Raw genomic sequence first — 21,449 nt, 5'->3', positions numbered from 1 at the left:
AAGGATTAAATTCACGCAAAAACAAAGTCATAAGCACAATAAAAGCGCTTAAGCACGATATCGTTCAAGCTTTAGCTTCACCGGGCAATGAAATTGCATTAGATTATGCCTTATTTTCTCGACATAGCCTGCTAACCTTCTCATAGTGTCTCCACTACTCCGCGGCAGCAATCCGTATCCCGGTGGTAACCTCACCTACCGATTTATATTCCGTTGTTAGTTTCATTCTATGCAATAAAAATTAAAATGTCAACTCCTAAAACTTATTTTTATAAATCATTATTAATACCATCTGCTATGATATTTGTCTCCTTAACTACTTTATAAGCTTTTCTAGCTCTTCAATTTCTTCTTTGCTTATATATCTCCACTTTCCATATTCTATGTCCTCAAGAGTTATATTAACAATTCTAACTCTCTCTAACTTAACTACATTAAAGCCAAAAACCTTACTCATTCTTCTTATTTGTCTATTTAATCCTTGAGTTAATATTATAGAATAGGTATTTTCATTTATTCTTTTAACTTTACAAGGTTTTGTTACTTGTCCTAATATTTCAACGCCATTTTCCATCTTTTCTATAAAATCATCATAAAAAGGTTGGTCTAATGTTACCATGTACTCTTTTTCATGATTATTCTCCGCTGCTAAGACTTGATTTGCCAAATCTCCATCATTAGTCAAAATAATAAGTCCTTGTGAGTCCTTATCAAGCCTTCCTATTGGAAAGACATAATCATCTATTCCTAAATAATCTATTATATTATTCTTAACTTCTTCTGCCGCTGTGCATACAACGCCTACAGGCTTATTAAGTGCTAGATAAATTTTTTCTCTTGGAACTAATGGTTTCCCATCTAAAAGTATTTCATCACTTAGTTCAACCCATTGTCCTTCAATACAAGGCTTTCCATTTACAATTACTCTGCCTTCTTTAATAATTCTATTAGTTTCTTTTCTAGAGCATATTCCAAAATTGCTAAAAAGCTTGTTTATTCTCATTATTAATTATAAACATCCTTTCCAAAATTCAATTTATTATGTACTTTATGTTTTTAGTTCATCTGATTAATTATAGCAGAAGCAATTAATATTTTTAACCAATTAAATATCTTTAAAATTAAACTTTTAAAGATAATTTTACTTAAAAACTATTTCTGATAATTCACCTCAACATTTAAACCTATTATGTCTAACTCTTCTCCTAAAGAATTCATTATCATAGGAACTTATATATTTTCTTTATCAAAATTCTCCTTTTTTTCAATAGTAAAAATATTTACTTTAACCAAAATTTAAAAAATAGTTTATATATTAGGAATATTAGTTTATAATGTAAGTATAGTATATTTAAAACTTAATAACATACTTTAGGAACGTATGGTTATACTATAAAATATTTTTCGGATTTTCTGTTAGCCTGTTTTTATATTGTATTTTTAGAGTAAACAACCTTCTTTGCTTTAAAAATAACTTGGATGATTTTTATGGATAAATAAGCTTAAATTTTATACTTTAAACTTATTTCTTTAAACTCTCTAACTTGGTTTGCCACCAACTACAGATAATCAGTACGATTAGAGAAAAAAGCTAAGGTAATTTAAATTACCTTAGCTTTTTTCTTATTTTAAACTCTATTCAAATAATTTAGCTATTTCTTCTTCAGTAAGACGTTTTAATCCTTTGCCATCCATCGCTTTACCATCCATTAAACTTTGAATAAGCTCTTTTTTATCCTCTTGCATTAATACTATCTTTTCTTCGATAGTATCCTTTGCTACTAACTTTATTACTTCTACTCTATTTTCTTGTCCAAATCTATGAGCTCTATCTGTAGCTTGATCTTCCACCGCTGGATTCCACCATGGGTCAAAATGTATAACTACACTTGCAGAAGTTAGATTTAGTCCTACCCCTCCTGCTTTTAGAGATATTAGAAATACTTTTATATTCTCATCTTCATTAAATTTCTTTACTCTTTCAACCCTTTCTTTAGCCGATGTTCCTCCATCTAAATATAAATAAGAGATACCTTCTCTTTTAAAATCATCCTCTATTTTCTTTAATACTGAAGTAAACTGAGAAAATAATAAAATTTTCTTACCAGCCTCACTGGCATCCTTAACAACTTCTTTTACTACAGTTAGTTTTCCACTTCCTCCAGTGTACTCTGGAATAACTATTGAAGGATCCAAGCAAATTTCTCTTAACTTTATTAAATAGCCAAATAGATTTATGTTCCCTTGTGCACTCTTTCCGTTTATTTTACTTTCATTTAATTGAGTTTTTATTGCTTTTACATATGAATTATATATTTGCTTTTGTTTACCTTTCATTTCTACTAAGTATTTCTTTTCAAATTTTTCTGGAAGTTCACTTAAAACATCTTCTTTAAGTCTTCTTAGTATAAATGGAGTTATTAATGATTTTAATTCATCTAAATTATTTTCATCTAAGATAAAACGCTCTCTAAACCTTTCTTTAGTAAATAAATATCCAGGCATAGCAAAATCAAATATTGACCAAAGCTCCATTAAATTATTTTCTATTGGTGTTCCTGTTAAGGCAATATTACATCTTGATTTTATCTTCTTCACAGATACGGTAGCCTGCGCTGTTGGATTTTTTATATTCTGAGCCTCATCTATTATACAGTAATCGAAACTTAAATTCTCATAAGCCTCTTCATCATTTTTTAAAGTTCCATATGTAGTTAATAAAACATCATATCTTTCATAAGACTTTGATGAAAAATCCATGTTATCTAATTTAATACCAAGACTTCTTTTAAAGTCATTTAAAACCTTATCTCTTCTTGCCTTGCTTCCATGAACTAATCCAATCTTTAAACTAGGTGCAAACTTTTCAAATTCGTCCATCCAATTATATATAACTGCAGTTGGAACAACTACTATGCTTTTACTTTTCTTTTGAGATAATAAAAATGCTATTATTTGAAGTGTTTTACCCAGCCCCATATCATCTGCTAAAACTCCTCCAAATCCTAAATCAGTAATTTCATTAATCCACTTAAATCCTTCCTTTTGATAAGTTCTAAGTTCTGCATTTAAAGCTTTTGGAACAAGTTTTCTCTTAAACTCTTTATTTAAGAGCTTACCTACTATTTCTTGAAGAACATTTCCACCTTTTATAAAAGATAGATTTCTATCTTTTAGTTTTTCTTGTATATATAAAACCTTACTTTTATCAATATTAATTTCATTATTACTTATATTTTCTAATCCTAAATCCTCTAAGATATTTAAGAAATGTACTATACCTGGTTCTTCTAAGTCTAAGTAAGTCTTCTTAGTCTTATAAAATCTCTCACCATTTTTCATAGCATCTATACTTGCTCTAAATTCTTGTATATCAAAATCTCCAAAATCAAATTTTAGCTTATAGAAATTTGAAAACTCTGAAATCTCTGATGATATAAAAGATGAATCTAGCACTTTAAACTCCTGTAGTTCTTTAGATAATATGACCTCTCCTAGCTCTCCTAATTTCTTAAATCCTTTTGAGAAAAGCTCATATATTCCCTCTTCATCACCAATAAAATAGAAATCCTCTTCTCTCTTTATAAATTTAAATCTTTCAAGTTGAAATTCTATATATTTTTCATTTTTTAAATCTCTTAAGAAACTCTTATCCTTTTCATCTCTTATCAAATCAATTATATAGCCACAATAGTCGATCTTTACATTACAATAAATCTTTTCCTTATCTTTGTAAAAGTAAAAGGTTGTTTTCATAAGCTTTTCCTTAAAGTTTTTAACATTTTCATCAAGAACTATATTCTTACTTATATTTTTTAATTCTTCTAAAAGATTTTTTAAGTTTTCTAAAGTTTTCTTATATGTAATTGTATTATTCTTTAAAAACAACTTATATATTGGGATATAGTGTTCTAACTGTCTTTTTCTCGGAAGATATAAATTCCTATCAAAAAACATTACATCTCCTGTATTATTTAAAATCACAGGAAACTTCTTATGATGACTTAATATAAATCCTTCCTTTCCCTCTTTTAAAGTTAAGGCTACTGGAACATTTTCCTTTTTAACCTTAATCTCATAGTTAATTGAATTAAAATTAAAATTTATTTTCTTTTTTTCATCAATTAACTTAAGAAAGTCCTTTAAGTTATTTTGTCTAAGCCTTAAATATCTTCCATTTATCATGTTACCGTTGTCCACAATAAACTGAATTATCCTTTTATCATTTTCCAAAAAGTCATCCTTCAGAGGATCATAGGTAAAACCTTCATTAAATTTCAAAGGCTTTTTTAAGCTATTTTTATATAAGAAATCTTTTAAATCTAATATTAAGTTAGAGGTTGCTACTCCTATTCTAAACTCGCAATTAAACAATTGAATTCCCTCTTTTACCATGTGCTTAATACTTATATCTAAAGAAAGAAATCTCTTTTCTTGTTGTTCCTTACTTTTATCTTCCTCTTTAGTCAATTTGTTTTCCTTCTTATCTATTGGATTTTCACTTTTAATCTTCTTCTTAGCTAAAGAATAAAAAGCATCTCCAGTTGCTGATATATGTTTACACACATAATTTTTTACCTGTTTACTATTCTCCTTAAAGGTTTCACAGCTACAGTTAACTCCAATAATCTCATTGCTTTTCATATTTATTTTTAAGTGAGTATCATAATCCCAGGTTTTATCGTCATTTAATACTCTTCCATAAATATGATAAACTCCATCTATGCTTTTTCCCTTAACATCTTTTATGTATGCTTCCTTAATTAATTTTTTTCCTTGTTCTCTAGTAAAACTGGAAGTTCGCCTTACTAAGTTTTTCATTAAAATTTCTAAATTCAAAGGCATTCCCCTCCTCAACTTTTATAGAATTATTCTATCATACTTATAGATTCCTCTCCACTTAACCTATTTCTTAAGCTTTAAACTATTTATAAAAGCAATTATACTTTTAATATTTTCCTATTCATTTGCTTTTTTCTATGCTTTCTTTTATAAAGCTTATAAAGAGTTCAATCATAGACCAAAAAACCCAAAGGTGAAAAAGTAACTTGCCTTTGGGTTTCTTTTATTCTCTCTTTAAATACACATACTTTTCTAAACTTAATTTTTAATTATAAGTATTATAAAACAATTGAAATCATTTATTTATTTTTCTTTGAAAAACCTAACCTTATCTATGGTCTTTCCATCTGGATTTTTAATCTCCAATGTGAATTTCTCCACATTATCAAAGGAGCTTATTCCATCAAAAGTTCCACTTAACCTATCTCCTCCATTTTCTAGAGATTCCATATTAGCTCCATTCATCCTATACTCTTTCCCATTTTCATCTATAACTTTCATAGCCCACAATATATTTTCATCATGACCTGGTGCTAAATAATCGAAATTTAAAAATAATCCTGTTGGTATAGCCTTAGCCTCATGAATAACTATATTAGGTAATTCATTTTCAAATGAATATTGTATCTCATTAACTTGAGTAAATTTATCATCTAAATTAACAGTTAAATTCCAATTTAATTCTGAACTATAAATGAGATTATCTGTAGTTAAGTTTCTAAAGTTTATATTATTAAACTTTATTTTAAGCTCATCCATTTTAGGAATTTTTCCTTCTGTTGACTCAAATAAAGTTCTTAAGTAAAGCTTTCCTTCACTTGCTTTACTATTATCAAAGGTATAATCAATACTTCCAATTGCACCCTTCTGTCCATCTTCAGAAATTATTTCTCCATCTCCAGTGTATAAGGATATATCATTATAAACATCAATCTTTTCACTGTCTAGTTTTAAAAGATTCTTAGCATTTTTTACATCTAACTCAAATTCTAAAATTATATGACTACTATCAACTAAAACATTATTTAACTTCATATTAAAATCATCAGTAACTATCCCTTCATTTGATATTTCTTGAATATAATTGTTGTTTATTGCACTTTCAATTCCAGGATTATTGAAAAATAACTTATTAATGGTTGCTCTAACTGGACTTGATAATCCTATTAAAGTAGTAAGAGTTAATCCTGCTGCTACAGCTATATATTTTCTTTTATTTGATTTACCTTTTCTCTCTTTGCTTTTCATATATATTATGTTCTTATGAGTTTCATCAGAACTCATATTACACTCTTCATTTAAACCTTTATTATCTTTTATGTCTAACTCTAATTTTTCTAATTTATCTTTTTTACTAAATATATATTCACTTGATAACTTACTTTGGTCTTTTTCACTATTTTTTTCTCTTATATCATTTAAAGCTAGGTTAACCTTATCTAAAACAACTTTTGGAACTTCTATATTTTCATTTTTTAAATTTAATAATTTCTTTTCTAAGTTATCCATCTACTTTACCCCCTTATTAACTCCATAAAAATCTCTTAAGTCGTTTCTTGCCCTACATAACCTTGACTTTATGGTTCCTTCCTTATCATCTAAAATATCTGAAATCTCCTTCACACTAAATCCCATAATATAATAAAGTGTTATGACAATTCTATAATCCTCTTTTAACTGATTTATGGCTTCGTTAAGTTCTAAATTTCTTATTCCCTTTTCTTTATAACTAACAGCATTAATATCATCTATAGAAATAATTTTCTTGTTCCTATTTAAAATATAGTTACATCGATTTATTAAAATCCTAATTAACCATGTATTAAAAAACTTCGGCTCCTTTAAAGTATTTAACCTTTCATAAGCTATCATTATGGTTTCTTGCATTGCATCCCCAACATCTTCATCATTTTTTAATATAGATTTACCTATTCTATACATCTGTTCTGTAGATTTGTTTATAATCTCTATAAAAGCTTCCTGTTCTCCACCTAAAGCCCTTTCTATAAGCTCTTGCATTTTTAGCTATTCCCCCTTAATAATCTTTTAAAATTTATTTCCTTAAGACCTCTTTCACTTATTAGATAAACTTCCTCCTAAAAAGGTTGCAAATTATTTTTTAATAATTAGGCTATGTTTTAGAGGAATGTTGATTTTTAGCCAATAATTAAAATTTAATAGATAGCTTATTAAAACTTACTTATAACGAAATAAAGTGCTATGTAAGGTTAAAACTTATGAACCCACATAACACTTTTACTTAGTTTAAAAATTTAATTAAGATTTTAGTTCTGGAAAGCCATCAAATACATAAAAACTTTTCCTACTCTGTTCTATAAATGGATCAAACATTTTTTTGTACTGAACTGGGAATGAATATGCGAAGCTCTTAATTCTATCTCCATCAAAAACAGTAAAACTATAATTTCCAACTCCGCTTCTTTCTAAGTATATATAAAACCAATTATCTCCACATTCTGATTCAGTTACATCTCCATTTCCCGTTTCTTTATTATATAAACTCTTTACATCAAAACCTCCACTATTTTCACGATTACTTAAAGAAAATTCCATAAGTTTATCTTTACTTTTAAAAGAAAGAGTGCTTTTATCTTCTAAACAATAGCTTTGATCTAAAGTAAATATATTAGGATACTGAGCCATAGTCCCATTTATCATTGCCGTTTCATACTCATAATTTCCATATATATCTCCTAAACTAATAGGTTGTGGTCCAATTAAGTATCCATAGGTATTATCATTATCCTTTAAATTATTATAATCATTCACCTCTAAACTTAAACTTGCTCCGCCAGATTGCTTTTCATCCATTACTACTCTTAAAACCTTATTATTAGGACCAATATTCATATGTTCATCTTTTATATAGGCCCCATATTCTTCATTTTCTATAACTTCATTATTTTTAAACTTATTTTCCTTTGGTATTTCTTCAGTATTTTCTTCTTTCTTTCCATTGTTATCTTCGCTTTTTTCTGCTGGATTTATATCTTTATAAATACCATTTTCAAAGTCATAAGTTATTTCTGGCATATTCTCTTCTTCCATAATTTCATTTATTCTCTTACTAATAAACTCATTAAGGTCTCTATAATTTTCTATGCCATTTTCTCTTAACTCGGTTTCAATTGACTCATATGTTATACCCTTATTGCCTCCGCCTATTAAACTTGTCCCAATACTACTAATTAACGTAACTATACTTGTTATAATTGAAATTACCCACACTAAAATTCTCCTCCAAATTATAGCCAATAAACTTTTTTCTTTTAATTGACATTATTGTAACATATCATTATGTTATCTATCTTTAAATTTTACTGAATCATAATAAAAATTCACTATTAATTTAATATATTTCACAACTTATTTATCTTTAAATTATCTATTACATCATGTATTTTATAATTTAATTATTTTTAATAATAAATCTCTATTTTATCTCTGATGGATATCCATTAAATACTTTAAAGCTTTTTTTACTTTGTTCTATCATTGGATTAAGAGCTTTTTTATACTCATCTGGAAATTCATATAGAAAATATGTGACCATGCCATCCTCTAGAATAGCAACTTTATAATATCCATCTTTCCCCAATCTCATATAATACTCAAATTTATTATCTTCTATTTTAGACTCAACTACTTCTCTACCTTTTGTTTCTTCATTGTAAAGGCTCTCAGCTGTCCACCCATTTATATTTTCTTTACTATTTAAAACAAATCTAATAAGTTCATCCTCAGTTCTAAAAGAAAGTGCAGACTTATCTTCTAATCCATAACTTTTATCTAAAATAAATATATTAGGATACTGAACTGAAGCACTTGAAATCATAACAGTTTCATATTCATACTCACCATGTAAATTTCCTATACTTGTAGGATTTTTCCCCATCAAATATCCATACGTATTATCATAATCTCTTATCTCTTTATAGTCCCATTCTTCTAAACGTAATTTATCATTCCATCTTTTAGGATTTTCTTCTGTGATGATTCTTAATATCTTCTCATTATTTTTATCTACTGAGTCTTTACTTATCTTTTCTTTATCTTCTTTGGACTCAGTATTACTATTATTATCTTTATTTATCATCCAATTTTTAAAATCATTTTTAATTTTACCACTATCTTCAGAAATATTATTTGAGTTTTCCATAACTTCCCTATTCTTATCATAAATAAACTTAGTTAGACTTTTATAATCATAAGCTCCATTCTCTTCTAAACTTTTTTCAAAAGTTATAAAACTTACGTCATCTCCACCAAACATTAAATTACCTAAACTACTAAATAGTGTAATTATACTTGTTAAAATTATAATTGTTCTCAACTAGTCTCCCCCTTGAATAAACCATTTAATTTCTAACTTTCTTTTTATTAACATTATTGTAACATATTATAGTAATTAAATTGTATTAATTTTTATCTATTAATACAGTTCAACATAAAACAAAGTAATTTATAGAAAAAAATTTTTTTAAATATAATTAATATATTTATTTTCAATTTTAAACTTTAACCTTTAAAACTTATAGATCTTAATGAATAATCAAGTATTAATTTCCAAATACTAAAAAGGTATTTATAATTTGAAAGGTAGTGACTATTTATTATGAATCCATTTTTAGAAAAAAGTTCAAAAATTCAATCACATTTTACAGATTGGAAAAATATCGCTGCAAAGCCTTATAATAAAAGTGAAGTTGATCCATACACCAAAACTAGAATAATTTTAATGAACGGAGCTGAATTTGAGTCAAACTGGTTTTCTCATCAATTTTCTAGACATTGCTCAAATAATGAACTTAGAAGAGAAATTGCACTTTCTAGAAGGTTAGATAAGCAGCAACAAATGCTAATAGGCTCATTAAGACCTGCACATGAGACTATTCTAGAAACTACTATAAGTTATGAACAACTTGCAGTAGATTTAACTGCAAAGCTTGCTAAAAGAGAGTCTAATAAACAAGTAAAACAAGCACTAGATTTTGCACTACTTGAAGATTTTGACCATTTATACAGATATTCAGATTTACTCTTCATGGAAGAAGGAGTTAAGGCCGAAAAACTAGTAGGTCATTACACAGAAATAATGCCAGCTAGACCAACAATCGCTGAACATAGATGCCCTACTGATAACATAAGAAATTTTGTTGATTTTAAAACAGCTGATATTCTTACTAAATTAAACATATCAATAATAACAGCTGCTGAACAACAAACTATGAATTATTACATGAATATAGCTGGATTTTATACTAGTGATATTGGAAGAAGCCTCTATCAAGAAATCGGATTAATAGAAGAACAACATGTTTCTCACTATGGAAGTCTTATAGACCCTAATTGTACATGGCTTGAAAGCTTACTTATGCACAAATATACTGAAGCATATTTATATTATTCTTGTTATAATTCTGAAGTTGATCCATATATAAAAGGTTTATGGGAACAAGGTTTTGTTCAAGAGATTTCTCAATTACATCACGCAGCTGAACTTCTTAAAAAATATGAGAAAAAAGAATGGCAAGAAGTTATTCCAAATGGAGATTTTCCAGAATTATTAACTTTAGGTGAAAATATAGATTATGTTAGAGATATATTAAAAAACACTGTTAACAATACAACTATAAAAGATGATTATGTGGATGTAAGCACACTAAAATCTGATTCATCATTCCATGAATTCCAAAGTAAAGTTAATGCTGATGTTGCGAGTGTTCCAAGTCATAAGGTTATAACAGAATTCATATCAAAAAATAATCAAGATTATAGATTTGAAACTTGTGAAAATCCTATTGAAGATTTAAGAGATAGAAAGTCTGACAATACTTCTGTAGGTAGAACATCTTTAAGTTAATATAAAAATAATTATAAAGAGCCAATATTTTATTAAATATTGGCTCTTTATATGCTTTATAAAAGAAATTTTAACACATTTTGGGTTTGTTGATTTTATTTGCATCAATCTATATAAAAATTATTTTATTGACTACTTATATAATATATTTATCAAAATAGACTACAATCCTATACTAATGAAAATAAATCATTTAAAGCTTCACTCATAGTAGGATGAGTAAATATATTATCTCTTAAGAAAGTATAATCTTCATCAGCCTTCATAGCTAAACTAACTGTATTTATTATTTCAGCTGACTCTGCACATAATAATGTACAACCTAATATCTCATCAGTATTTATATCTACTATAGCCTTCATCATTCCTTGAGTTTCTCCAATAACTTTTGCTCTTGGAATAGCATTAGCCTCTAATTTAACTGTTTTTATTTCAAATCCTTTTTCTAAAGCTTCTTTTTCACTTAATCCAACTCTAGATAAGTTTGGTTCAATAAATACTGAATATGGAATAGCTCCTCTGTCATCAGTAGTTCTTTTTCCTTCTCCAAATAAGTTATCCTTTATAATTCTAAAGTCATCTAAAGAGATGTAAGTAAATTGAGGTCCCCCATTAACATCTCCAATAGCCCAAATATTAGAAACATTTGTTTTTAATCTATTATCAACTGATACTGCTCCTCTATCTGTTAATTTAACTCCTGCAGCTTGTAAATTTAATTCTTCAGTATTTGGTTTTCTACCTATAGCAATTAAAACTGCATCTCCTTTGATTTTATTTAAATCACCTGAGTTGTTTTCATAAGAAATTTCAACCTCTTCATCTATTTCTTCAAAAGATTTAACCTTTGAACCTAGTAAAAATTCAATTCCTTTTTTCTCTAATATTTCTTTTATACTGTCAGATATATCTTCATCTTCTCTACCAGCGATTCTATCAAATGCCTCTATTACTGTTACCTTTGATCCAAAACTTGCATAAATTGATGCAAACTCTAAACCAATGTATCCTCCACCAACTATAACTAAATCTTTTGGAAGTTCTTTCAATTCCATTATTGTAGTACTGTTATATATTTTAGAACTATCTTTTATTCCTGGTATATTGGGTATTATAGTAGTAGCTCCTGTATTTATGAAAATATTTTCTCCTTCTAAAACTATCTCTTCTTTTTCACTCTTAACAAGTATTTCTGTGTTTGATATGAAAGAAGCTGTTCCAGTGTATATGTCTATATTTTCATTGTTATTTAACATACCGTAATTTTTATTTCTTAAAGCTTCTATTAAGACATTTTTATCTTCTATTGCTTTTCTATATTCTCTTGCTTTTTCTTCAAATGTATTTAACTCTTTATATAAGGCAACCTTTGCTTTATGTACTAAAGTTTTTGTTGGAATACATCCTATATTTATGCATGTTCCACCATGCATCTTATCTGACTTCTCTATTACTGCTACCTTTTTTCCCATTTTACCTAAATATCCAGCAAGTGTTTTTCCACCTTTTCCAAATCCAATTATAATGTATTCATATTTATTCATATTAATTCCTCCAAACTATAAGTATTGATTCATATCTTATTTATGCACTTAAATATTATTTTTTAATTAGCTTTTTTAAAAATATTTCTTAACTTGATTTAAGTATATCAATTCATATTTTTTCAAACAATTAGTTACTTTTTAGTTACCTCTCTTATAAGTAAATAAAAAAAGGATAGAAAAGATCTATCCCTTTTAAACTTTAATTCATCATTTAATTTTTATGACTTACATATAAGGCTCAATATGAACTGTGACCCCTTTAACAAATTTCATTTTCTTAAGTATAAGAGTTTCTAAATTACTAGCAATTTTATGTCCTTCAAACACAGATAAATCTTTGTCAACACATATTTCTAAATCAACATAAGCCATAGGGCCATATTTTCTTGTTCTAACTCCACTTAAAGATTTAATACCCTCAACTTGATCAACTATAGATTTTATTTCAGCCTCTTTTTCCTCATCAATAGAAGTATCCATAAGCTCATTAGTTGCTCCTATTAAAATCTCAATTCCAACCTTAGCTATAAATACAGCAACCATTATTGAAGCTATTGGATCTAATGCCTTAAATCCTAATATAGCTCCACCTATTCCTATGAAAGCCGCAACAGAAGATAGGGCATCTGATCTATGATGCCAAGCATCAGCTTTAAGTGAGGGAGAATTAATTTTTCTAGCTACTTTTATAGTAATTCTATATTGATATTCTTTTATTATAATAGATATAACTGAAACAACTAAAGGGAAAATGGTTGGAACTTGAACTTCATTTAAATGAAGAAGTGATTGTACCCCCTCATATCCTATTGTTAATGACACAATTACCAGCAAAATAGCTAATAAAAATGACACTAAAGTTTCAGCTTTTTCGTGTCCATAATTATGCCCCTTGTCTTTAGGAATACTAGCTACCTTATTGCCTATTAGTACTCCTATAGAGGTTATAATATCTGATGCTGAGTGTGCTCCATCTGCTATCATAGCATTAGATTTACCTATTATACCTGCAATTACTTTAATAATAGTTAAGATTATATTCCATATTATAGCTAATACGGTTACTTTATTAGCTTCAGTATATCTTGATTCCATATTATCTCCTTTCATTATCAATTGATATTAACTATTAATATATTTTATAGTAATAATCTTGATTTTTTAAATAGTTATTTTCAATTGATAACTTAAAACCGTAAGATTTCTTAAAAATATCTATAATAACATACTATGCATTTTATTTTTAATATGTTATTGTTTTTATAAAATAAAAAACTACACATAAATGTGTAGTTTAACTCTAAATATATATTACTATATATTAGTAAAACCTATAAAAGTTATTCTTTCAATATAAATTAGTATTTTCTTCTTTTATACTTACTTACAAATAATATACTAATTAATAATATAAAAGAAAGCACTCCTAATAGTATGAAATAAATTTTATTAAATGGTGTTTGATAAACTTCTTTTTCATTCTGTCTTGGCATGTTCTTAAACATATTTATGTTTTCTTCGCTTATTCCAAGTTCAGTTAATTGATTTTTTTCCTCTTCACTTAAACTTGAGTACTCTCTATTATTCAATATATTCATAGCTTTTTGTATATTTTCTTGTGAAGGCATTTTTGCCATATTAGGAATTTCATTATTAGGAGCACCATTAGGATTATCTATATTATCAGGGACTTCTCCTTTATTGCCTTCATTAAAAGCTGCTCCACCTTGCGGAATGTCTTGTCCATTATCATTTTTCTCATTATTATTTCCTAAATTTTCTCCATTCATCTTATCATTAGGCATTTTTCTACCCATATTTTGCTCTCCTAATGCCTGTAAATTTAATGATGTAGTAATGGTTCCATATTCAGTTGAAACCTGTTCTCCATTTAATTGAGCTTCTACACTCTTTGTCCTATCATTTCCAAATACCAACAATTCTTTAATAGCATTTTTATATTCCTCGTAATTATAAAATGCTGTAGGATCACTCTTTACGTAATCTCCTATTAATTTATCATTCTTTGTAACAGTGGTATTAAAAATTCCACTTTTAAAATATTCATTTGCTATTTTTTCTAAATAATCATGATACTTCTCTTTATATTCATTATTTTCTAAAAGTTTTCCTATAAGAGGAGCATCTTCTAAATTACCTGTGACAGGAGAATCAATAGGAAAATTAATTGCCCTACTTCCACTATTTACAGAAAACCCTCCAAAAGACATATTTAAATCCCATGGAATTATTTCACAAACTCCATTGTTTTCATAAAGGTAATAATTATGATACATTCCTCCAGAATAACTATCTAAATTAACTAGAAATGTATTAACAGCAAAATATTTAAGAACTTCATCAACATTTAAATGACTTTCTATATCTGTTCCATTCTCTAAACTTTTCATCATTTCAATCACATTTTCAAAGTCTTTATCCTTTGTACTCTTAAATACTGCACTATCTCTTAAAGTAGAATAACTGCTTACATTATCATCTATATATTTTAAATCAGCACCTTCATTATTTTTTCCACCCATCATAGAAGGCATTTGTCCCATTCCTACCTTCTCTTCATTTTTATCGCCCTCTGCCATTTGATTTTCATTAGGAATATTCATCGGATTATTTCCCTCATTATTATTTCCAGCATTATTAGGCATATTTGGTGGGTTCATCATTCCACCTTCTTTTCCTTGATTATTTTTCATATCTGGCATGGCATTTTTATCGTTACCATCACCTTTTTTAGCTCCTACTCCCATAGTTTCAGGTTTATATAAATTTCCATCTAATTTACCATAGTTCTTTTCAACAAATCTTTCATCAATTACTTCTAATGCTAAATATAATCCCCACTCCTCTCCATTAATCTTTATATTGGAATAAGAATATTCTGGAGTGGGTACTCCTAAAAGATTATATATATCATAAGATATTGCTTCTTTCATATAAGTTGCATCAGATATATTATTATTTAATGCTAATTTCCTTATGCCATGATAAGTTTGTCTATCAACATATTGTCCAAAATCAATTTTCAAGCTATATCTATCTGTTGTACTATCATTTGCTACAGAGGATAAACTTGAATTACCCTTAGGTCTAACCCCAACATTATAAAAAGTCTCTCCATTTATAGTTATATCTGCACTTCTATATTCCTCATCTGTAGCATTTTCAATAAGCCATTTCCAATCACTCTCTTTTATTTTTATATTTATGTCAGTTACAGTATTCTTATCCAAAACATCCTGAATATTAGAAGATTGCTCCTTAGTAGAGGCTGCCTCTGTGTAATTCATCGATTTTATAGTAAACACTGATACAAATATAAATATTACAACTAAAGAAATACTTATTAGAGAAATATATTTGCTTACCTTTTCATTTATCAATTAAACTCACCCTCCTAATCAAAGTTAGCTTTATTATTACTTAAAAATAGGAGAGAATATCCTTACCCTCTCCTATTTCTATTTATCTTTTGCCTATGTTTTAAGCCATATAATCTCCGTTATAACTAACTAAAACAGCATTTGAAACTCCTTTTATCTTAGATACTTCATTAACAAATGATGTAGTAACGTTCTTTAATTTAACCTCTATTGTCATTTCAATTCCATTTGAAAGTGAAACAGTTTTTGATTTAACACAATATTTATTCACGTTTTTTGATAATATGTTAAGTACACTATTTTCACTAAGATCATTTTCACAGTTAACTACTAATATATATGGATTATCAGTTATTTTCTTATTAGCAAATAGAACCATTACTATTCCTATAAAAACAGCACCTAAAATAGCTAAAGGAATAAGACCAGCACCTAAAACTATCCCTTCACTTATTGACCAAAATAAGAATGCAATATCCATAGGTTCCTTTATAGCACTTCTAAAACGTACTATAGAAAGTGCACCAACCATACCAAGTGAAAGAACCACATTAGATGTAACTCCAAGTATAATTAATGTAGTTATTAAAGTAAGGGCAAGTAGAGACATAGCAAAGGTTGATGAATACATAACTCCCTTAAATGTTTTTTTATAAACCTGCATTATAAATAGCCCTACTACAAAAGAAAGTGCCATTGCTATAAACATGTCTAAAAATGATATAGATGTCATTTTATCCATAAAACTTGATTTAAATATATCGCTGAAATTAATTGCTTGATTATTCATTTATTTTCTCCTCCTAATTTAAAAGCTTACCCATATATTCTTGAAGCTGCATACTTAGAAATAGCTGATGCTCTACGTTCATTAGTTTGGATAATATCCTGTATTAATTCTGGTAAGAATTCATCAAACTTTACTTCTAATACAACTATGTTATTATCTATTGCTTCTATTGTAGGTAAGTTATTATCAAATATCTTCGTACTACATATTCCTGTTCTTATGTTTTTATCGAAGGTTATACGCACATTTCCTAATCTATATATATAAGCCTCTCTTTTATAATCAACTATACTTTTAGGTTTTAATAAATCACCTTTAATCTTTGAATAAAATTCAACAAATAAAGCCTTATTACTATATCTTAAGAACTCAATATCTCCTTTAAGAATTTTTTCACATTCTTCCTTAGTTATTAATTCACTGTCCTTTGAACATAGTCCATTTATTTTAGATTTTTTTTCAAGCTTAATAAAAGAATGATCATCATTATAAAATCTTATACGGAACTTTTCTCTACGATTTATTCCATTGATTTTTTCCATAAGAACCTTATCCTTTAAATTATCAAAATAAAGACTTCTTATTTTATACTCATTATTCTCGCTAGCATTTTTATCGATTTTCATAACATGCACCAATCTATTTTTAATAGCCATATAATCTGAATGATTTATATAATGCTTAATTTCATGTCTAAACTTTTTTTCTTCCACTAATATCACCTCCAATCTCTCATCAAAATCTATTTTATAGAGTTAACCTTAATAGTTCCTTAACGCAAATAGAAAATTATTAAGGTTATCTATAAATTCCTCTACTATCCACCTTTCAGTGATATTTAGTAACTTATTAAAATACAAATTTTTTTAAAATAATAAGTTCAAGATTAATTCCTTTACTTCTAAACTTTAATTAAATAAAAATAAGGTTATATAGGTTAAACAAAAACTGTTTAACTATACAACCTTATTAAAACTCTAAAAACATTCTTTTCACTTAAGCTCTAATTTACTATCTTAGGTATTATAATCTCAAATTTTGTTCCAACTCCATACTTGGAATATAACTTTATATCAACACCTAATGTTTTACCAATTGACTTTAATAAACTTAATCCAATTCCACTACCATTTATATTTTTCCCTCTAACATCTGCACTTCTAAAGAATCGATCAAAAATACGCCCTTTATCCTCTTCTTTTATTCCTATACCATTGTCCTCAACTGTTATTTTAATATTTTTATTTATCTCTTGAAAACTTAAAGTTACTCTTCCTCCACTCTCTGTGTATTTAAAAGCATTTTCAATAAGTATAATAATCATTCTTTTTACCTTACTATAATCCCACTTTACCATTACAGGCTCTAAAGGTCTATTAACCTGGAAAACCTTATCTTGAATTTCTGCTAAATCTATATAAAATTCACTTAAATCTTCTATAAATTCCTCTAATTCAAAGGATGTAACATTTATGCTGTTATCTATATCTTCTTTTGATAGAAGTAATAAATCACTATTTAATTTTTCGAGAGCTCTAACTTCACTCATCATCTTAGATATGTGTTCAAAATGCTCTTCTATTGTATCATCCCAAGAATTTGCTAAAAGCTCTAACTTTCCTTTAATAACAGCCAAAGGTGTTTTCATCTCATGTGATGCATCTTGAACAAAGAAAACCTGTTTATCATAAGCCTCTTTTATTGGCTTTATAACCTTTGAGGAGAGAATATGAGATAAAACTAAAGCAATTCCAATTAATATTATCAAGGCAATTATTATGGTTTTAATTAATTGATTTATTGATTGAACCTCCGAATCAATATTTATAAGTAACTGTATTTTAATATCTCTATTTACTATAGTAACTCCTCTAAATTTATATCCATTTGATGTTATTTGTTCTACTTTATTTAAGGATTCTTTTCCCAAATTCGGTAGATTATACTCATCAAAATAAGGATTTGGATTTATTGAATAAACCCTATCTCCTCTATATTGAACAACTATAATATTGGGTGGAATAGGAAGCAACTTATTTTTGCCACTTTCAAAAAATTGTTTCTCATATGGATTAAGATTTAGTATTTTTTGCACCTTTTCTTTTTCTTGAAGCAAACTATTATCAACATGAGTAAATACTCTTGATGTATATAAAGTTATTGTTATAATGGCAAAGATTAAAAGGCAGAAAAAAACTATACCTGCACTAATAAATGTTACACTTCTCTTTGTTTTAAAAAATATATCTTTTCTTTTCATTATCTAATCCTCTACGCTTTCATCTATTAAATATCCCATTCCTCTTTTAGTAACTATATATTTATCATATCCAAAGGGACTTAACTGTTTTCTGAGTCTACTCATATAAACTTCTATAATCTCTGTAGATGCATCACTATTATACCCACATATATTATCAAAAAGCTGCTCTTTAAAAAGCACAACTCCTTTATTTATCACTAAATATTCTAATAAATTAAATAGCTTCTCATTTAATTCTAATTCTTTGTCATTTATAAAAACTTTCTTTGTCTTCATGTTTATTTCCATATCTTTAAACTGAAGTATGTTAGAATCCTTTATTTTTCCTAAACTCTTCAATATAACATTTACTCTCGCCTTTAACTCCTCCATATAAAATGGCTTAGTTAAATAATCATTTGCTCCTAAATTAAATGCTCTAAGTTTATCTCCAAGCTCTTCTCTTGCAGTTAAAACTATAACACCGGTATTTAATCTCTTCTTTGAAATAAAGTTTAATACCTCCATTCCTCCTGCTCCTGGTAGCATCAAATCTAATATAACTATATCGTAATAATATGTATTTAAATATTCTATAGCATCTAAACCATCATAAACACATTCTATTTCTACATCATTTTTAAAATATTCAACTATATTTTCACTAATCTTTATATTATCTTCAACAAGCAATACTTTTATCATAATTTCTCCCTCTAATTATATTTTTCTAATAAATAATTCTTAATTGTTTTAAAGCTTTTTATGCAAATAAATTTAATACTTTAAGAATCGTATTTATTATATCATTCATTTCTTTACGTAAGCTTAATTAGATATTTATAAAATTTTTTTTATTAATCAAATATACGATTTAAAATTAGTAACACAATAGTATTTCTTAAAATAAAAACACTTAATTTATAATAAAAATATAAATTAAGTGTCTCTTGTATTTCTCTCTTAGATAATAAATAAAAATATGTGATATATGTTATTTTATTTAACTAAACTTGGGAATTCTTCGCAAACCTTTAAACTATTTCGCCCTTCTTCAATAACTTCATCAAAGACAGCTTTATATTCCCTAGGAAAGGCTCCAAAGAAATCCTTTGACATGCCTCTATCTAAAACAGTATAGTTAAATCTATTATTCAATAGATCCTCACTATAAGTAAAAACCCAATTCTCCCCTAACTCTGATATATCGCTTTGCTTAGAATATCCATTATATATTTCTTCTATACTGCTTGCAGATGGATACCTGCTAATTGTTATGTGACTTTCTCCATCGTCACTTAGTAAAGACATAGTTGCCACATCTGCTTTAAAGTCTCCCTTTGATATTTTTAAAAAGTTTGGATATCTTACTATAAAACCTGGTAGAACCATAGTATTAAAATGCCATTCTCCATTAATATCTCCCACTTCTAAAGGATCCTTACCTATTAAAAAACAATAAGCATCTTCCAAATCCTTTGCTACCTCATAATCAGTTATAAATTCTACATCTAATAAAGGATGCATTGTTTCATTCATATTATCTGGTAAAGACATTCTTACTATTGTATTCTTTTCACCTATTTTCAATCCCTCTTCCTCTAAAGATACTTTATACCCTTCGTCTTCAGTTTCTGGATAATGTGATTTAAATTTTTTTATATTTTCTTTAGGAAATTCATGTTCATTTTCTACTTTATTTTCAATAATAAAATCATTATATATATTTTCATCTTCCTCCTTATCTGCAAAGTATATGAAATCTTCAAATTGTCTTTCATATGCTTCTACAAACATTTCTAAAGACTCATAAGCATCCTCATTGATAGTCACTAATGTACTACTAATCAACATAAAGATACTTGTTAGAATTGAAAAAATATTAAACATATCTAATTTCTTATCCCCTTAACCTCTTAATTTTTTCACTTAAAATTTATATTAATTATATTTTTCACCTAAGTAATTTTTATCCCTTTTGGATTTATTATAAATAAAAAATATAGCTATAATGTAATCAAAAGTTGTATATTATATTAAATAATTATTATAGAAAATTTTATCCAAATATAGAATTAGATTATGAAAAAGGAGTACCCTTAAAAGATACTCCTTTTATAGCTTAAATCATAATTTACATTAAAATCTATTAATTTTGCTAACAACTTATTTTGTTTAATATAATCTTAGTCTTCATATCTTATTTATTCTCAATAATATTTAGTTTAGTTATGACAAATAAGTTCCTTGTTTTTAGGATTCATTACTGTATAAAATTTTTTCTAAAAGGTCGATTAAATATTCTGCATCTTTTTCCTTAGCAAATTCTATCATTCTTTCCTTTTGAGTAGAGTCTAAATTATAATGATTCTTTAAATGAAGTAAACTTTTCTTAGCTGAACTTTCATATAAATAATTTAAGTTAATACTTTCCCTATCTAACTTTTTAATTCTTAGCTCACTATTTATCTCTTTTATTATTGCTTCTACAACACACTCCAAAGAACAATACGGTTCATCTACTATGAAGTAACCCCCATCATTAACACTAAATCCTTTTTCACAGTTAAAGCAAAATGTATCTATATATTGATTTTTTATGCTCTTTTGTTTTATATCAACATCCAAATCATATCTAGTCATTGTGCAATCATACTTTAATATTTCTTTCACCTCTACTCCTCCTTTTCCTTGCCAAAATGTAAAATTTAAGCAACTATTATTTATATATGCTTTCAAAAGA

The 21,449-nt window shown here is 27.1% G+C and carries 16 protein-coding genes and 1 riboswitch; of the genes, 1 reads left to right on the top strand and 15 read right to left on the bottom strand.

Features of this window, described 5'->3' with window-relative positions:
- Window positions 1-52 precede the first annotated feature (52 nt).
- A riboswitch (M-box (ykoK) riboswitch) is annotated at window positions 53-210 on the bottom strand.
- A gap of 106 nt (window positions 211-316) precedes the next feature.
- The 6 genes from AC2A4K_RS07440 to AC2A4K_RS07415 form a co-directional block, all read right to left on the bottom strand.
- On the bottom strand, window positions 317-1,003 hold the full coding sequence (locus AC2A4K_RS07440; protein ID WP_322503580.1) for a pseudouridine synthase: 687 nt from the start codon (window positions 1,001-1,003) through the stop codon (window positions 317-319).
- A 632-nt stretch (window positions 1,004-1,635) separates the two neighbouring features.
- Window positions 1,636-4,839, bottom strand: coding sequence for a DEAD/DEAH box helicase (locus AC2A4K_RS07435; protein WP_322503581.1), 3,204 nt, complete (start codon window positions 4,837-4,839; stop codon window positions 1,636-1,638).
- Window positions 4,840-5,145: 306 nt separating this feature from the next.
- Window positions 5,146-6,351 carry a hypothetical protein gene (locus AC2A4K_RS07430; protein ID WP_322503582.1) on the bottom strand — a complete coding sequence of 402 codons (1,206 nt, stop codon included), beginning with the start codon at window positions 6,349-6,351 and terminating at the stop codon, window positions 5,146-5,148.
- The gene (locus AC2A4K_RS07425) at window positions 6,352-6,861 is read right to left on the bottom strand and encodes an RNA polymerase sigma factor (RefSeq protein ID WP_322503583.1); all 510 of its coding nucleotides are present in this window, start codon (window positions 6,859-6,861) and stop codon (window positions 6,352-6,354) included.
- A gap of 258 nt (window positions 6,862-7,119) precedes the next feature.
- Window positions 7,120-8,091 (bottom strand): hypothetical protein, encoded by a 972-nt coding sequence (locus tag AC2A4K_RS07420; protein WP_322503584.1) that lies wholly within the window; start codon window positions 8,089-8,091, stop codon window positions 7,120-7,122.
- A 205-nt stretch (window positions 8,092-8,296) separates the two neighbouring features.
- Complete coding sequence (locus tag AC2A4K_RS07415) at window positions 8,297-9,196, bottom strand: hypothetical protein (RefSeq protein WP_322503585.1); 900 nt, start codon at window positions 9,194-9,196, stop codon at window positions 8,297-8,299.
- Window positions 9,197-9,478: 282 nt separating this feature from the next.
- On the opposite strand from AC2A4K_RS07415, the gene AC2A4K_RS07410 reads away from it, so the two are divergent.
- Window positions 9,479-10,726, top strand: a complete 1,248-nt coding sequence (locus AC2A4K_RS07410; RefSeq protein ID WP_322503586.1) for a hypothetical protein — start codon at window positions 9,479-9,481, stop codon at window positions 10,724-10,726.
- A gap of 170 nt (window positions 10,727-10,896) precedes the next feature.
- Here the strand turns inward: AC2A4K_RS07410 and AC2A4K_RS07405 are convergent, their stop codons facing one another.
- The 9 genes from AC2A4K_RS07405 to AC2A4K_RS07365 all read right to left on the bottom strand — a co-directional run bounded on the left by AC2A4K_RS07405 (window position 10,897) and on the right by AC2A4K_RS07365 (window position 21,379).
- The gene (locus AC2A4K_RS07405) at window positions 10,897-12,270 is read right to left on the bottom strand and encodes an FAD-dependent oxidoreductase (protein WP_322503587.1); all 1,374 of its coding nucleotides are present in this window, start codon (window positions 12,268-12,270) and stop codon (window positions 10,897-10,899) included.
- Between the two features lie 228 nt (window positions 12,271-12,498).
- Entirely contained in the window at window positions 12,499-13,368 is an 870-nt protein-coding gene (locus AC2A4K_RS07400; protein WP_322503588.1) for a cation diffusion facilitator family transporter, read from the bottom strand.
- Window positions 13,369-13,631: 263 nt separating this feature from the next.
- Window positions 13,632-15,674, bottom strand: coding sequence for a CotH kinase family protein (locus tag AC2A4K_RS07395; protein ID WP_322503589.1), 2,043 nt, complete (start codon window positions 15,672-15,674; stop codon window positions 13,632-13,634).
- A 100-nt stretch (window positions 15,675-15,774) separates the two neighbouring features.
- Window positions 15,775-16,464 carry a DUF4956 domain-containing protein gene (locus tag AC2A4K_RS07390; protein WP_322503590.1) on the bottom strand — a complete coding sequence of 230 codons (690 nt, stop codon included), beginning with the start codon at window positions 16,462-16,464 and terminating at the stop codon, window positions 15,775-15,777.
- 26 nt (window positions 16,465-16,490) lie between these two features.
- On the bottom strand, window positions 16,491-17,177 hold the full coding sequence (locus AC2A4K_RS07385) for a polyphosphate polymerase domain-containing protein (protein WP_322503591.1): 687 nt from the start codon (window positions 17,175-17,177) through the stop codon (window positions 16,491-16,493).
- 290 nt (window positions 17,178-17,467) lie between these two features.
- A complete protein-coding gene (locus AC2A4K_RS07380; RefSeq protein WP_322503592.1) occupies window positions 17,468-18,724 on the bottom strand; it encodes a sensor histidine kinase in 1,257 nt (418 codons plus the stop codon).
- Between the two features lie 3 nt (window positions 18,725-18,727).
- Entirely contained in the window at window positions 18,728-19,411 is a 684-nt protein-coding gene (locus AC2A4K_RS07375; RefSeq protein ID WP_322503593.1) for a response regulator transcription factor, read from the bottom strand.
- A 294-nt stretch (window positions 19,412-19,705) separates the two neighbouring features.
- A complete protein-coding gene (locus AC2A4K_RS07370; RefSeq protein WP_322503594.1) occupies window positions 19,706-20,596 on the bottom strand; it encodes a hypothetical protein in 891 nt (296 codons plus the stop codon).
- Between the two features lie 363 nt (window positions 20,597-20,959).
- Window positions 20,960-21,379 carry a hypothetical protein gene (locus AC2A4K_RS07365; protein ID WP_322503595.1) on the bottom strand — a complete coding sequence of 140 codons (420 nt, stop codon included), beginning with the start codon at window positions 21,377-21,379 and terminating at the stop codon, window positions 20,960-20,962.
- Window positions 21,380-21,449: the final 70 nt, after the last annotated feature.

The sequence above is a fragment of the Clostridium sp. LIBA-8841 genome (assembly GCF_057782475.1).
This window is presented reverse-complemented; position numbering and strand designations above follow the sequence as displayed.

Bases quoted from the DNA above. Each gene is read 5' to 3' on its own strand.
- AC2A4K_RS07425 (WP_322503583.1), bottom strand. From the start codon at position 6,861: ATGCAAGAGCTTATAGAAAGGGCTTTAGGTGGAGAACAGGAAGCTTTT.
- AC2A4K_RS07400 (WP_322503588.1), bottom strand. From the start codon at position 13,368: ATGGAATCAAGATATACTGAAGCTAATAAAGTAACCGTATTAGCTATA.
- AC2A4K_RS07440 (WP_322503580.1), bottom strand. From the start codon at position 1,003: ATGAGAATAAACAAGCTTTTTAGCAATTTTGGAATATGCTCTAGAAAA.
- AC2A4K_RS07380 (WP_322503592.1), bottom strand. From the start codon at position 18,724: ATGAAAAGAAAAGATATATTTTTTAAAACAAAGAGAAGTGTAACATTT.
- AC2A4K_RS07410 (WP_322503586.1), top strand. From the start codon at position 9,479: ATGAATCCATTTTTAGAAAAAAGTTCAAAAATTCAATCACATTTTACA.
- AC2A4K_RS07430 (WP_322503582.1), bottom strand. From the start codon at position 6,351: ATGGATAACTTAGAAAAGAAATTATTAAATTTAAAAAATGAAAATATA.
- AC2A4K_RS07405 (WP_322503587.1), bottom strand. From the start codon at position 12,270: ATGAATAAATATGAATACATTATAATTGGATTTGGAAAAGGTGGAAAA.
- AC2A4K_RS07370 (WP_322503594.1), bottom strand. From the start codon at position 20,596: ATGTTTAATATTTTTTCAATTCTAACAAGTATCTTTATGTTGATTAGT.
- AC2A4K_RS07390 (WP_322503590.1), bottom strand. From the start codon at position 16,464: ATGAATAATCAAGCAATTAATTTCAGCGATATATTTAAATCAAGTTTT.
- AC2A4K_RS07375 (WP_322503593.1), bottom strand. From the start codon at position 19,411: ATGATAAAAGTATTGCTTGTTGAAGATAATATAAAGATTAGTGAAAAT.